The organism is Variovorax sp. MSC1_012 (assembly GCF_023667525.1).
GTDB lineage: Bacteria > Pseudomonadota > Gammaproteobacteria > Burkholderiales > Burkholderiaceae_C > Variovorax > Variovorax beijingensis_B.
In genome coordinates, this window is sequence record NZ_CM174443.1 from 1,627,364 (window position 1) to 1,640,344 (window position 12,981).

Sequence of the window (12,981 nt, forward strand, 5' to 3'; positions counted from 1 at the left end):
TGTTTCTCCTTGCCGTTCAGGCCGCCTGGGTCGCGTTGTCATCCACCACCGCCACCGGCGTGAACTGCCGCACATCCACCTGCGCCTGGCTCGACGCGAACCACGGATCCGGCTCGCCATCGAGTGCGAACTGCAGCCGCTCCCACAGCGCCTTGCGGCCTTCCGTGTCTTCGAGGATCTTCTTCTTCACATAGTCCAGCCCGACCCGCCCGATGTAGTGCACCGTGCGCTCCAGGTACCAGCCTTCCTCGCGGTACAGCTGCAGGAAGGCGCCCGAATATTCCATCACCTCCTCGGCCGTCTTCACCTTCACCAGGAACTGCGCCACCTCGGTCTTGATGCCGCCGTTGCCCCCCACATACAGCTCCCAGCCCGAATCCACCCCGATCACCCCCACGTCCTTGATCCCGGCCTCGGCGCAGTTGCGCGGGCAGCCGGAGACCGCCAGCTTGACCTTGTGCGGCGAGTACATCGCCCAGAGCGCGCGCTCCAGGTCCTTGCCCATCTGGGTGGAATCCTGCGTGCCGAAGCGGCACCACTCGCTGCCCACGCAGGTCTTCACCGTGCGCAGGCTCTTGGCATAGGCAAAGCCCGAGGGCATGCCGATGTCCTTCCACACGCCCTCCAGGTCCTCCTTCTTCACCCCCAGCAGGTCGATGCGCTGGCCGCCCGTGACCTTGACGGTCGGGATCTGGTACTTGTCGGCCGCGTCCGCGATGCGCCGCAGCTCGTCGGGCGTGGTGTGGCCGCCCCACATGCGCGGGATGACCGAGTAGGTGCCGTCCTTCTGGATGTTGGCGTGGCTGCGCTCGTTGATGAAGCGGCTCTGCGGATCGTCCCTGGCCTCCTTGGGCCAGGTGCTGATCAGGTAGTAGTTGACGGCCGGGCGGCAGGTGGCGCAGCCATTGGGCGTGCGCCAGCCCAGGCCGCGGTAGACCGCGTCGTGGCTGAGCCAGTGCTCCTTCTTGATCGCGTCGCGCACGTCCTGGTGGCTCGCGTCGGTGCAGCCGCACACCGCCTTCTTCTTGGGCGTGGCCGAGTAGTCGCCGCCGGCGGTGAACATCAGGATCTGCTCGACCAGCCCGGTGCACGAGCCGCAGCTGGCGCTGGCCTTGGTGTGCTTCTTGACCTCATCGAGCGTGAACAGGCCCTTGTCCTTGATGGCCTTGCAGATGGTGCCCTTGCTCACGCCGTTGCAGCCGCACACCTCGGCCTCGTCGGGCATGCTGGCGGCCTTGCTGTGGCCCTCGTGGCCGGTGTCGCCGATGTTGGATTCGCCGAACATCAGCTTGTCGCGGATGTCGTGCACGCTGCGCCCGTCGCGCAGGAGCTTGAAGTACCAGCTGCCGTCCACCGTGTCGCCGTACAGGCACGCGCCCACCAGCTTGTCGTCCTTGATCACGAGTTTCTTGTAGACCCCGCCGAAGGGGTCGCTCATGACGATCTCCTCGGTGCCTTCGCCCCCCATGAACTCGCCGGCCGAGAACAGGTCGATGCCGGTGACCTTGAGCTTGGTGGAGGTCAGCGACCCCAGGTAGCGCCCGATGCCGAACTGCGCCAGGTGGTTGGCCGCGACCTTGGCCTGCTCGAAGAGGGGGGCGACCAGGCCGTAGGCGATGCCGCGGTGGGCCGCGCATTCACCGACCGAGTAGATGCGCGCATCGGTCACGGTCTGCATCGTGTCGTTGACCACGATGCCGCGGTGGCAGTGCAGGCGCATCTTCTCGGCCAGCTCGGTGTTGGGGCGGATGCCCACGGCCATGACGACCAGGTCGGCGGGCACTTCGGTGCCGTCCTTGAAGCGGATGGCCCGGACCCGGCCGGCCTTGCCGTCCTCGGCGTCGCCCACCAGCTCCTGGGTCTGGGCGCCGATCAGGAACTTCAGGCCGCGGTCCTCCAGCGACTTCTGCAAGAGCTTGCCCGCGACGTCGTCCAGCTGGCGCTCCATCAGCCAGGGCATGACGTGCACCACGGTGACGTCCATGCCGCGCAGCATCAGGCCGTTGGCCGCCTCCAGCCCGAGCAGGCCGCCGCCGATGACGACCGCGCTCTTGTGGGTCTTGGCGGTCTCGATCATGTAGTCGGTGTCGGCGATGTCGCGGTAGGCGATGACGCCCTTCAAGTCGCGGCCGGGCACGGGCAGCATGAAGGGGTTGGAGCCGGTGCACATGAGCAGGCGGTCGTAGGGCGCTTCGGTGCCGTCCTCGGCGCGCACGATGCGCTTGACGCGGTCGACCTCGACCACCTTCTTGCCGGCGTGCAGGGTGATCTTGTTCTCGGCGTACCACTCCCAGCTGTTGAGCACGATCTCGTCGACGGTCTGCTCGCCCGCGAGCACGGGCGACAAGAGGATGCGGTTGTAGTTGGGGTGCGGCTCGGCACCGAAGACGGTGATGTCGTACAGGTCGGGGGCGAGCTTCAACAGCTCCTCCAGCGTGCGCACGCCGGCCATGCCGTTGCCGACCATCACGAGGTTGAGTTTCTTCATCATGGGTGGGGCCTTCGTGAAATCAGGTGATTCGAAACAACAAATGCAAACGCCGAAACGAAGCCCTTGCGGGGCTGCATTTCGGACGGGGGGTTTAGGGGGTAGGGCGCCCGCAAGATGCGGGCGGAAGGTGCTGGGCGCTCCTCGCGTCCCTGGAATCCGCAAGACCGCGGAAACCTCACCAAAACGGTGCTTCGTTACACCGTGAGCTTGTAATTACGCAAAGAGCGTGCCTGCTTGCGCGCTACGTTTCGCGGCGTGCACAACCATCGCCGCGGCCCTTCCAACAAGCCGGCCGAGAGGTCAACATGCGCATGTGCGGGCTATCTGCACGCGCAGCAACTGCGACGCACCAATTCAAGGAGCAAACGACATGTCGAATCACGTTTACAAGTCGCTCGAGCTGACCGGCTCCTCGCCCATCAGCATCGAGGACGCCGTGCAGACCGCCATTGCCAAGGCGCACGAGACGGTTCGCAACATCCAATGGTTCAACGTCACCGAGACGCGCGGCCATGTGGTGGACGGCAAGATCGCGCACTGGCAGGTGACGGTGAAGATGGGCTTCACGCTCGAGTGAGCGCGCGACGGGGGCGCAGGGCAGGGCGCCGCGCTGTTTACGAGCCGATCAGGTGCAAGGCCACCTGCCTTCGATGCGGCCTCGACCGGTGCTCCCACAGATAGATGCCCTGCCAGATGCCCAGCGCCATGCGCCCGTTCGTCACCGGAATCGACAGCTGGACCGCGGTCAGCGCCGAACGGACATGGGCCGGCATGTCGTCCGGCCCTTCGTCGCGATGCCGGAACAGCGGGTCGCCATCGGGCACCAGGCGCGCAAGAAAGCGGTTGAGGTCTGCCTGCACCTCCGGATCCGCGTTCTCCTGCACCAGCAGGCTGGCCGAGGTATGGCGGATGAAGAGCGTCAGCAGCCCGGTTCGATAGCCAGTGCGTTCCACCCATTGCGCCACGGCGCGTGTGATTTCCAGAAGGCCCCGGCCATCGGTGTCGAAGTCGAGCGTGGTGCTTGCCTGGCTGAGCATCACCCGAGGTCCTGCAGGGTGGTGTTGCTGGAACGGGCGTCCATGCTGATGGTCATGTCATTTAACATAATGCACATTGTGTTCCTTTTGGATGGGCTGACCGAACGCCAATCCAGGCAAAACCAAAGCCCTCCCTCAGGACCCCATGGGACTCACCGACGCCAGCGTCGGATCGAAGTCTGCCTCCACGCGGCCCACATCCGGCACCCGTGGATAGCGCAGCACGCGGTAGCCGGCCTCCACCAGCAGCGCCTCGCGGTCCAGGTCGCGCTGCGACTTCTCCTTGCTGCTCTTGTCGCCGCCGAACGCCACCACGGCCACGACCTTGAACGAGCGGTCGCACACGACGAAGTCGGCGATCTTCCGGCTGAACGAGCTTCGCGCCGCCCGCGTGCGGGCCGTGAGCAAAGCACCGAAGCTGACCTGCGGCAGCACCACGAGATCCGGCAGCGTCTGCACGAGCCGGTTGTACATGGCTTGCTCGCGCGCCGTGAGCGGCGGGCGTGCCTTGGGCTTGTCGACGAAACCGCTGCTGTTTTGTGCCGACCTCTTTTTGGCGACCGCTGCGAGCACAAGCAGTCCAATGGCCAGCAAAAAGATTATGAATAGGAACGTATTCATCTCTGCTTCTCCTTCAGCGCAGAGTCTCGCACGAGGCGCGGGCGCCCTCTTTTTGGCGTTTTCCCGGGCCTGCCGATGCGGCGGATCCGGTGCTCAATGGAGCGTATGGAAGCTCACCATTTGCCGTCCTTCGGAATGGCCTTGGGGTCGGCCTTGGCGCCGGCCGCGGCCGCGATCAGCTGCGCAGCCTCCGGGCGGTTGGCCTTGTTCGCGAAGTCGACGGCCGTCATGCCGAGCTGGTTCTTCATTGCCGTGTCCGCGCCTTCGGCCAGCAGGAGCTTCACGGCCTCGGTCGAGCCGTACATCGCGGCCATCATGAGCGGCGTGGTGCCGTTGGGCGATTGCGCATCGATGAAGGCAAAGTTGTCGAGCAGCACCTTCATGATGCTCAGCTGGCCGCTGCTGGCGGCGTAATGCAGCGGCGTCCAGCCGGTCTTGTTGACGGCGGCGTCGCGCTTGAGCAGCTGCGCGACCACGTCCTGCTGGCCCTTGATGGCGGCCAGCATCAGCGGGGTTTCGTCCTTGGCGTTGGCCAGGTCGACATCGGTCTGCGGTGATTCGAGCAGCACCTGGACCACCTTGGGCGATGGTTCGCGCAGCGCGATGATCAGGCCGGTCTGGCCGTGCTCGTCGCGCGTGTTGGGGTCGAAACCGCGGTTCAGCAGGGTGCGCACGCCGCTGGGATTGTCTCCGCGCACGGCCCGGAAGAAATCTTCGAACGAGCCCGCGTGCGCGGTAAAAGTTGCTATTACGACAGCAAGATACAAGAACTTCTTGATGTATTTCTTCATGTTGTTTTTACTCCCTTGAACAGCGTTTCGAAGTTGTTGCTGGTGGCCTCGGCCACGGCTTCGAGCGGCAGCTTGCGCAGTTCGGCGATCTGCTTGGCCACAAAGGGCACGTAGGAGGGATTGTTGGTCTTGCCGCGGTACGGCACCGGCGCCAGGTACGGGCTGTCGGTTTCGATCAGCATGCGGTCGAGCGGCACGAAGGCCGCCACGTCGCGCAGGTCCTGCGCCTTCTTGAAGGTCAGGATGCCGGAAAAGGAAATGTAGAAGCCCAGGTCGAGCGCCGCGCGCGCCACTTCGGCAGTTTCGGTGAAGCAATGGAACACGCCGCCCGCGGCCTTGCCGGCGCCGTCTTCGCCCTCCTCCTTGAGGATGGCCAGCGTGTCGGCCGAGGCTTCGCGCGTGTGGATGACCAGCGGCATGCGGGTTTGCTGCGCCGCGCGGATGTGCACGCGGAAGCGATCGCGCTGCCACTCCATGTCGGCAATGCTGCGCCCGCCCTTGCGCTCTTCCATCTGGTAGTAGTCGAGCCCGGTTTCGCCGATGGCCACCACGCGGGGCAAGGCCGCGCGGCGCACCAGATCCTCCACCGTGGGTTCGGCGATGTCCTCGTTGTCGGGGTGCACGCCCACGCTCGCCCAGAAGTTGTCGTAGCGCGCGGCCAGCGCCTGCACATCGTCGAACTCCTCGAGCTTGGTGCAGATGCACAAGGCCCGGTCGACCTGCGCCGCGGCCATGGCGGCGCGGATCTGCGGCATCTGGTCCGCGAACTCGGGGAAAGTGAGGTGGCAGTGGGAATCGGTGAACATGGCGCTGATTGTCTGGCTTATGCCAGGGACACCGAGGAACCGGCTTTGCCGGGCCTCTGGTGTCGCCCCCGGTAGGGGGTGGGCGTAGCGACACGAAGTGCGCGCAGCCTGGGGGCGAGCTTAAATAGTTTGTGTCGGGCGGTCGGAAGCCATCGAGCCGCCGAGCGCCGCTTCGATGCGGGCCTTGAGCTGGCGTGATTTCTCGTCCGACGGAAAGCGGATGCCCACGCCCGGTGCCCGATTGCCAGCGGCGCGCTGCGGTGTGATCCAGGCGACCTTGCCGGCCACTGGATAGCGCTGCGGGTCTTCAGGGAGCGTCAGCAGCACGTAGACATCGTCGCCCAAGCGGTATTCGCGCGTGGTCGGAATGAAGATGCCGCCTTCGGCAAAGAGCGGAATGTAGGCAGCATAGAGCGCGCCCTTTTCCTTGATGGCGAGCTGGATCACGCTCGGCCGTTGAGGCGCCGGGGCGGCGGGTGCGGGTGAGGCTGGTTGGTTCATGGGCGGCGAGCAGCAGAGTTTAGGGTGGTTCGCGCTTCGCTCACAAGCGCTTCCAGCATCAGGCCCGCATTGAAGGGGTGTTCGGCGGTCCTGGCCGCGTTCGCGAGCGACCTCGACCAGCGCGCGAGCGCCAGGTGCGAAGGCACTGCGGACGGCAAGTCGGCGGCATCGAAGAAACGCGGCGCGGCGCCGCTGCCAATGGCCATCAGGTCGTGGCAGAGCTTCTGCAGCGAGCCGATGGCCTGCGAGGGCGACTGGTCCGCAAGCGCAGCCACGTCGCCGCGCGAAACGGCCTTGGGCAAGAGCGACCAGGCCTTGGGCGACTGGCCGGAGCGCGCGAGCCGCAAGGCATCGCTGGGCCGCCCGCCGGCGGCGCGCAGCAATGCGGTGGCATCGGCGGCGGGCACGTCCTGCGCGGCCAGCCAGGCTTCGGCCTCGGCCGTCTCGGGCCAGGGCAGCGTGAAGCCCAGGCAGCGGCTGCGGATGGTCGGCAGCAATTGCCACGCCGCCTCGCTGGCCAGCACGAAGCGAACATCGCCGACCGGCTCCTCGAGCGTCTTGAGCAGCGCATTGGCGGTGATGGTGTTCATGCGCTCGGCGGGGTACACCAGCACCACCTTGCCGCGCCCGCGCGCGCTGGTGCGCTGGGCAAAGCCGACGGCGTCGCGCATGGCCTCGACGCGGATCTCACGGCTGGGCTTGCGCTTCTTGTCGTCGATGTCGGCCTGCGCCTTTTCGTCGAGCGGCCAGCCCAGCTCCTGCATGGCGACCTCGGGCATCAGCACGCAAAGATCGGCATGGGTGCGCACCTCGATGGCATGGCAACTCGGGCAATGGCCGCAGGCGGTGCCGCCCTCCTCCTTGTTGGGCTGTTCGCACAGCCAGGCCGCGGCAAGCGCGAGCGCGAGTTCGTATTGGCCCAGGCCGGAAGGCCCCTGCAGCAGCCAGGCATGGCCGCGCTGGCGCAGCAGTTCCGCGAGCGGCCGATGCAGCCAGGGCGAGAGCGCGGACGTGTTCATGGTGCCGCTCCGCCTGCGGGTGCCAGCGCGCCGCGCGCAACGAGCGCGGTCTCGACCTGTTGCCAGACCTGGTCGCGCGTCTGGCTGGCGTCGATGCGCACGAAGCGCGGCGCATCGGCCGCCGCGCGGGCCGCATAGCCCGCCGCGACGCGCCGGAAGAATTCGACCGGCTGCGATTCGAACTTGTCGGGCAAGCGTGCGCCCGCCAGCCGCTGGGCGGCAATCTCGGGCGCCAGGTCGAACCAGAGCGTGATGTGTGGCTGAAGCAGCCCCGCCGCTCCCCTGCCCCCCTGCACCCATTGCTCCAGCGTCGACAGCACCTGCGCATCGAAATCGCGGCCCGCGCCCTGATAGGCGAAGGTGGCGTCGGTGAAGCGGTCGCACAGCACCACGTCACCGCGCGCCAGCGCCGGCTCGATGACCTGCACGACGTGGTCGCGCCGCGCTGCGAACACCAGCAGCGATTCGGTCAGCGGGTCCATCGCCTGCTCGAGGACAAGGCCGCGCAGGGTTTCGGCGAGCGGCGTGCCACCGGGCTCGCGCGTGCGCACGACCGTGCGGCCGCGGGCCTTGAAGAGCGCCTCCATCGCGTCGAGATGGCTCGACTTGCCGGCGCCATCGATGCCCTCGAGCGTCAGAAACAAGCCGTCACTCATTGCGCAACTTTCGGTTTGGGTTCGGTGCCGCCGCGCTGGTAGCGGTTGACCGCGCGGTTGTGGTCGTCGAGCGAACTGCTGAACTGGCTGGTGCCGTCGCCACGCGACACGAAGTAGAGCGACTTGCTCTGCGCCGGCTGCACCGCCGCCAGCAGCGCCGCCTTGCCCGGCATGGCGATGGGCGTGGGCGGCAGGCCGCCGCGCGTGTAGGTGTTCCAGGGGGTGTCGGCCAGGAGGTCCTTCTTGCGCAGGTTGCCGTCGAAGGCGGCGCCCAGGCCGTAGATCACGGTCGGATCGGTCTGCAGCGGCATGCCGGCGCGCAGCCGATTGACGAAGACGGCGGCGATCTCGGAGCGGTCCTTGGCTTTTCCTGTCTCCTTTTCGACAATGCTGGCCAGGATCAGCGCCTGATCCGCCGACTGGAGTGGCAAATCGGCCGCCCGGGCGGCCCACGCGGCTTCGAGCTTCTTGTCCATGGCCCGCATGGCGCGCTGCAGCAGCGCGATGTCGGTCGAGCCCTTCGAATAGGTGTAGGTATCGGGGAAGAAGCGGCCCTCGGGATGCACGCCGGGCCGGCCCAGCCTGGCCATCAGCGCGTCGTCGGGCAGGCCGACGGTTTCGGGCTTGAGCTGTTCGGCCTTGGCGAGCGCGGCGCGCACCTGGCGGATGTTCCAGCCCTCGACCAGCACGAGGCTGCGGGTGGCTTCCTCGCCGCGCACCAGCACGTTGAGCAGCATCTTGGGCGTGATGCCGCGCTCCAGTTCGTAGCTGCCGGCGCGGATCTGGCGGTCCTGCCCCGAAATGCGGAACCAGAAATAGAGCATCTGCGGCTGCACGTCGGTGCCGGTATCGGCCACCGCCTGCGCGACGCCGCGTGGCGTGGTACCGGGCTCCACGGAAAGATCGACGCTGGGCGCGGGCAGCTTGAGCGGCTGGTGCACCCACCAGAGGCCGGCGGCGCCGAGGCCGAGCGCAGCCAGGGCGGCGAGCAGGAAAAGCGTGAGGAAGAAGCGGCGCACGGGTCCGATGATTTAGCGGAGAGAAGAAAACGAATCAGCACGAAAAGCCGGTGGCCCTGCGGGAACCGGGGCGGGATTCCCTGCGGACCCGACGGAACGGCTCCGACCATGATAATTCAGCGATGACTACTGTCGTTCTCAATGGTGTTACCGCTCTTTCCGACCTTGGCGTGATCCGCGCCGAGGGACCCGATGCCGCCAGCTTCCTGCACGGCCAGCTCACCCAGGATTTCGCGCTGCTGGGCGCCACCGAAGCCCGCCTGGCCGCGCTTTGCACCGCCAAGGGCCGCGTGATCGCCAGCTTCGTCGGCATCCGGCCGCAGCCGGAGCTGGTGCTGCTGGTGTGCAGCCGCGACATCCTGGCCGCCACGCTCAAGCGGCTGTCGATGTACGTGCTGCGCGCCAAGGCCAAGCTCACCGACGCCACGGAGCAGTTCGCGCTGTACGGCCTTGCCGGCACGGCGCTGGCCGCCAACGGCCTCGATGCAGGCGCCCTGCCCGGCCAGCGCACCGCCATCGGCCAAGACATCAGCGCGGTGTCGCTGTACCCGGCCGACGGCGTGCCGCGCGCCATGTGGATCGCGCCGGCCGGCAGCCCGGCGCCCTCGGGCCCCGCGCTCGATGCGCAACTGTGGCAGTGGAGCGAGGTCCGCAGCGGGATCGTGACCGTGACCACGCCGGTGGTCGAGGCCTTCGTGCCGCAGATGATCAACTACGAATCCGTGGGCGGCGTGAACTTCAAGAAGGGCTGCTACCCGGGCCAGGAAATCGTGGCGCGCAGCCAGTTCCGCGGCACCTTGAAGCGGCGCACCTACCTCGTGCAGGCCGATGCCTCCCTCAGCGCCGGCCAGGAAGTGTTCGCGGCCGGTGATGCCGAGCAGCCCGTGGGCACGGTGGCGCAGGCCGCGCCGGCGCCCGGCGGCGGCTGGGCCGCGCTGATCTCGATCCAGATCTCGGCGCTCGAGACCGGCGGCCTGCATGCAGGCAGCGCCGGCGGGCCGGCGCTCACGGTCGAGCCGCTGCCGTATCCGCTGCTCGAAGACATCTAGACTTTAGAAACGGACGCCTGCGCCGTCCCGAAAGAGGCGGCGCCATTTTTTTTGCGCGCGCGTTTAACCCTGCCGCCGGTGCTGCTGCGTAGAAGCCGTACCGATCCACTCCTGGCAAGGAAAGACCATCATGAAGCGCAGACTCCTCTTCTCGACCGCCCTCGCATGGACCGCGCTGGGCGTGCTCCCCGCTTGCGCCGAAAGCCCGATGCGGCCGCCTTCGACCTCCAACCGCATCGGTTCGCTGATGCAGCTCAGCGTGGTTGATCGCGCGAGCGGCCGCGAACTGCCCATCTACCGCCACCGCGGCGAATACTGGGTGGCCGGCCGGCCCGGCACGCGCTACGCGATCCGCGCGCGCAATGCGATAGGCGAACGCGTCATGGCCGTGATGTCGGTGGACGGCGTCAACATCGTGACCGGCGAGACCGCGGGCGTGCTGCAGAACGGCTATGTGTTTTCCGGCGGCGAGCGCAGCGACATCACGGGCTGGCGCAAGAGCGATTCGCAGATTGCCGCCTTCGAATTCACCTCCATCGGCAATTCGTATGCAAGCCGCACCGGCCGGCCGGACGACGTGGGCGTGATCGGCGTCGCGATGTTCCGCGAGCGCGTGCCCGAGCAGCCTCCCGCGCCGCCCATCGCCTTTCCGCGCCGCGACGGCAGCACGCGCGAGATGGAGCGCCGCAGCGAGGCGCCATCGGCCACGGCCGAAGCCGCACCGGCCGCGCAGGCCCGCTCGGCCGACAGCGCCCTGGGCGCTGAGGCGGCCGCATCGGCGAAAGGCAGCCTGTCCCGGCCAGCGCCGCCCAGCCCGAGCCTCGGCACCGCCCACGGCCGGCGCGAGACATCCCATGTAGTCCACACCGGCTTCGAGCGCGCGCAGTCCACGCCTGACGAAGTCCTGCGTATCCGCTACGACAGCCGCGAGAACCTCATCGCCGCGGGTGTGATCCCGGTGCCGCCGCCCGCGCGCAGGCCGCGTCCCGAAGGCCCGTCCGCCTTTCCGGGTTCGGAGATGGGCTACGTGCCCGATCCGCCGGCGCGCTACTGAACCCTGTCGAGCGCCGCGTGCTCAGGCCAGCGCGCGGCGCATCTCGATATGCGGGATGCCGGCTTCCTCGAACGGCTCGCCATGCACGGCGTAGCCCAGGCGCGCATAGAAACGCTCCGCGCTGCGCTGCGCGTGCAGGCCGATCTCGCGGTCGCCGCGCGCCTTGGCTGCGGCCTCCAGCGCCTGCATCACGGCGGCGCCGTGGCCGCCGCTGCGCAGCGCGCGGTGCACTGCCATGCGGCCGAGCATGGCCGTGCCGTCGACCGCATCGAGCAGCCGGCCGGTCGCAATCACCTGGCCGAGCCGGTTGCGGACCACCGCATGCAGCACCACGGCATCGTGCGCGTCCCACTCCAATTCCTTGGGAATGTTCTGTTCCTCGATGAAGACCGCGCGGCGCAGCGCACCCGCGCCTTCACCCAGCGTTTTCCAGTCGCCCGTTTCCACCGTGCGCATCGGCTCGCCGGCCTCGAAGCCCGTAAGGATTTCGCGCAGGGCCGCGGGCACCGGCTTCGAGGTCTGCGTGGCCGGGTCGGCAAACACATAGACGAGCTCGCAGCCCACCAGGTACTGGTCCTGCCGGAACAGCGCACCCTCGAAGACGATGGACGAGTTGCCGACGCGCGCGCACTTCATGGCCACGTCGATCACGTCGTCCATGCGCGCCGAGGCGCGAAAGTCCACCGTGGCCTTGCGCACGTACAGGTCGCCGCCCAGCGCATGCATCGCTTCCTCGTAAGGCAGCGCGAGCGCGCGCCAATAGTCGGCAACGGCGGTGTCGAAGTACATCAGGTAGTGCGCGTTGAAAACGATCTTCTGCATGTCGACTTCGGCCCAGCGCACGCGCAGGCGGTGAAAGAAGCGGAAGTCTTTTCGTAGGGGTACGGTCTTGTCGTTCATGGGTTCAGTGCTTCCTTGAGTGCGCGGGCCGCATCGTCCTGCGCCTGCAGCGCCTCGGGGATGGCGCGGCCCATTTTCAGAAATTCGTGGATCACCCCGCGGTAGATTTCCAGGTCGACCGCCACCCCCGCGGCGCGAAGCTTGTCGGCGTAGGCAATGCCCTCGTCCACCACCGGATCGCATTCGGCCAGGCCGATCCATGCGGGCGCCACGCCGTCGACGTCGTCGGCCAGCAGCGGCGCAAAGCGCCAGTCGTCGCGGTCGGCCGGCGTGCGCACGTACTGGTCGAAGAAATAGTCGATCAGCGCCTTGGTGAGCAGCGGGCCATGGGCGTAGCGCCGGTGCGAGGCCGTGTCCTGGTGCGCCGCGGTGCCGGGATAGATGAGCATCTGCAGCGCGAGCGGCAGGCCCGCGTCGCGCGCGAGGATGGCACACACCGCGGCCAGCGTGCCGCCGGCGCTGTCGCCGCCCACGGCCAGGCGCTCGATGTCGATGCCGATGCGGCCGCCTTCATGGGCGAGGAAGGCGAAGGCATCCCATGCATCGTTCGATGCCGTCGGAAACCTGAACGCGGGCGCCAGCCGGTAATCGACCGACACTACCGCGCAGCCGCTCTTGCTGCTCAGCACCCGGCACAGCGTGTCGTGCGTGCGGATGTTGCCGACCGTGAAGCCGCCGCCGTGAAAATACACCAGCGCCGGCAGCATCGCCGTTGTCGACGGCGCGTAGAGCCGCGCCGGAATCGCGAAGCCATCGCGCGCCGGAATCGTGAAGTCGTCGACGCGCTCCAGCGCGGGCTTTTGCACTTCGAGCACGCCCGCACCCTTCTCGTAGGAGGCCTTGGCCTCGTCGGGCGTGAGCTGGTCGAGCGAGGGATGGCCGGCCCGCGCCATGCGCTCGACCACGCCGGCCATCTTCGCGGTGAGCGGAGGCTGCCATGTGCCGGGCGCGACAGCGGCAAGGGTTTTGTTCATGTGCAAGACTGTCCCTGCTTGTTAGATTTGGGTGGTCTGCAATCGTACTGCCCCAGGCAAACC

The 12,981-nt window shown here is 67.6% G+C and carries 14 protein-coding genes; 3 read left to right on the forward strand and 11 right to left on the reverse strand.

Annotation, left to right across the window (positions count from 1 at the left end):
- Positions 1-16 precede the first annotated feature (16 nt).
- Positions 17-2,488: a nitrite reductase large subunit NirB gene (gene nirB, locus L1081_RS07695; RefSeq protein ID WP_489416750.1), complete on the reverse strand. Its 2,472-nt coding sequence runs from the start codon at positions 2,486-2,488 to the stop codon at positions 17-19.
- Positions 2,489-2,861: 373 nt separating this feature from the next.
- Between nirB and L1081_RS07700 the strand changes: the two genes are divergently transcribed.
- Entirely contained in the window at positions 2,862-3,068 is a 207-nt protein-coding gene (locus tag L1081_RS07700) for a dodecin (RefSeq protein WP_489415897.1), read from the forward strand.
- 37 nt (positions 3,069-3,105) lie between these two features.
- On the opposite strand, the gene L1081_RS07705 is transcribed toward L1081_RS07700, so the two are convergent.
- The 8 genes from L1081_RS07705 to mltG form a co-directional block, all read right to left on the reverse strand.
- Positions 3,106-3,528 carry a secondary thiamine-phosphate synthase enzyme YjbQ gene (locus L1081_RS07705; RefSeq protein ID WP_489415898.1) on the reverse strand — a complete coding sequence of 141 codons (423 nt, stop codon included), beginning with the start codon at positions 3,526-3,528 and terminating at the stop codon, positions 3,106-3,108.
- Between the two features lie 135 nt (positions 3,529-3,663).
- Positions 3,664-4,149: a DUF2726 domain-containing protein gene (locus tag L1081_RS07710; RefSeq protein WP_489415899.1), complete on the reverse strand. Its 486-nt coding sequence runs from the start codon at positions 4,147-4,149 to the stop codon at positions 3,664-3,666.
- Positions 4,150-4,262: 113 nt separating this feature from the next.
- Positions 4,263-4,940, reverse strand: coding sequence for an ankyrin repeat domain-containing protein (locus L1081_RS07715; RefSeq protein WP_489415900.1), 678 nt, complete (start codon positions 4,938-4,940; stop codon positions 4,263-4,265).
- Positions 4,937-5,746 carry a YchF/TatD family DNA exonuclease gene (locus tag L1081_RS07720; RefSeq protein ID WP_489415901.1) on the reverse strand — a complete coding sequence of 270 codons (810 nt, stop codon included), beginning with the start codon at positions 5,744-5,746 and terminating at the stop codon, positions 4,937-4,939. The genes L1081_RS07715 and L1081_RS07720 overlap by 4 nt, the downstream gene beginning before the upstream one ends.
- A gap of 120 nt (positions 5,747-5,866) precedes the next feature.
- Positions 5,867-6,247 carry a PilZ domain-containing protein gene (locus L1081_RS07725; RefSeq protein ID WP_489415902.1) on the reverse strand — a complete coding sequence of 127 codons (381 nt, stop codon included), beginning with the start codon at positions 6,245-6,247 and terminating at the stop codon, positions 5,867-5,869.
- Positions 6,244-7,266 carry a DNA polymerase III delta subunit-related protein gene (locus L1081_RS07730; RefSeq protein WP_489415903.1) on the reverse strand — a complete coding sequence of 341 codons (1,023 nt, stop codon included), beginning with the start codon at positions 7,264-7,266 and terminating at the stop codon, positions 6,244-6,246. Before L1081_RS07730 ends, L1081_RS07725 begins: the two co-directional genes overlap by 4 nt.
- Positions 7,263-7,922, reverse strand: a complete 660-nt coding sequence (gene tmk, locus L1081_RS07735; protein WP_489415904.1) for a dTMP kinase — start codon at positions 7,920-7,922, stop codon at positions 7,263-7,265. Before tmk ends, L1081_RS07730 begins: the two co-directional genes overlap by 4 nt.
- A complete protein-coding gene (gene mltG, locus L1081_RS07740) occupies positions 7,919-8,941 on the reverse strand; it encodes an endolytic transglycosylase MltG (RefSeq protein ID WP_489415905.1) in 1,023 nt (340 codons plus the stop codon). The genes tmk and mltG overlap by 4 nt, the downstream gene beginning before the upstream one ends.
- Before the next feature lie 122 nt (positions 8,942-9,063).
- Here mltG and ygfZ point away from each other — a divergent pair, with 122 nt between their 5' ends.
- Positions 9,064-9,990 carry a CAF17-like 4Fe-4S cluster assembly/insertion protein YgfZ gene (ygfZ, locus tag L1081_RS07745; protein ID WP_489415906.1) on the forward strand — a complete coding sequence of 309 codons (927 nt, stop codon included), beginning with the start codon at positions 9,064-9,066 and terminating at the stop codon, positions 9,988-9,990.
- 130 nt (positions 9,991-10,120) lie between these two features.
- Positions 10,121-11,044 (forward strand): hypothetical protein, encoded by a 924-nt coding sequence (locus L1081_RS07750; RefSeq protein ID WP_489415907.1) that lies wholly within the window; start codon positions 10,121-10,123, stop codon positions 11,042-11,044.
- 21 nt (positions 11,045-11,065) lie between these two features.
- On the opposite strand, the gene L1081_RS07755 is transcribed toward L1081_RS07750, so the two are convergent.
- A complete protein-coding gene (locus tag L1081_RS07755; RefSeq protein ID WP_489415908.1) occupies positions 11,066-11,944 on the reverse strand; it encodes a YbgC/FadM family acyl-CoA thioesterase in 879 nt (292 codons plus the stop codon).
- On the reverse strand, positions 11,941-12,918 hold the full coding sequence (locus tag L1081_RS07760; protein WP_489415909.1) for an alpha/beta hydrolase fold domain-containing protein: 978 nt from the start codon (positions 12,916-12,918) through the stop codon (positions 11,941-11,943). The genes L1081_RS07755 and L1081_RS07760 overlap by 4 nt, the downstream gene beginning before the upstream one ends.
- Between the last annotated feature and the right edge of the window lie 63 nt (positions 12,919-12,981).

Coding starts and splice junctions, on each gene's coding strand:
- L1081_RS07730 (WP_489415903.1), bottom strand. CDS start 7,266: ATGAACACGTCCGCGCTCTCGCCCTGGCTGCATCGGCCGCTCGCGGAA.
- L1081_RS07705 (WP_489415898.1), bottom strand. CDS start 3,528: ATGCTCAGCCAGGCAAGCACCACGCTCGACTTCGACACCGATGGCCGG.
- L1081_RS07710 (WP_489415899.1), bottom strand. CDS start 4,149: ATGAATACGTTCCTATTCATAATCTTTTTGCTGGCCATTGGACTGCTT.
- tmk (WP_489415904.1), bottom strand. CDS start 7,922: ATGAGTGACGGCTTGTTTCTGACGCTCGAGGGCATCGATGGCGCCGGC.
- L1081_RS07750 (WP_489415907.1), top strand. CDS start 10,121: ATGAAGCGCAGACTCCTCTTCTCGACCGCCCTCGCATGGACCGCGCTG.
- L1081_RS07715 (WP_489415900.1), bottom strand. CDS start 4,940: ATGAAGAAATACATCAAGAAGTTCTTGTATCTTGCTGTCGTAATAGCA.
- L1081_RS07755 (WP_489415908.1), bottom strand. CDS start 11,944: ATGAACGACAAGACCGTACCCCTACGAAAAGACTTCCGCTTCTTTCAC.
- L1081_RS07720 (WP_489415901.1), bottom strand. CDS start 5,746: ATGTTCACCGATTCCCACTGCCACCTCACTTTCCCCGAGTTCGCGGAC.
- L1081_RS07760 (WP_489415909.1), bottom strand. CDS start 12,918: ATGAACAAAACCCTTGCCGCTGTCGCGCCCGGCACATGGCAGCCTCCG.
- ygfZ (WP_489415906.1), top strand. CDS start 9,064: ATGACTACTGTCGTTCTCAATGGTGTTACCGCTCTTTCCGACCTTGGC.
- L1081_RS07700 (WP_489415897.1), top strand. CDS start 2,862: ATGTCGAATCACGTTTACAAGTCGCTCGAGCTGACCGGCTCCTCGCCC.
- L1081_RS07725 (WP_489415902.1), bottom strand. CDS start 6,247: ATGAACCAACCAGCCTCACCCGCACCCGCCGCCCCGGCGCCTCAACGG.
- nirB (WP_489416750.1), bottom strand. CDS start 2,488: ATGAAGAAACTCAACCTCGTGATGGTCGGCAACGGCATGGCCGGCGTG.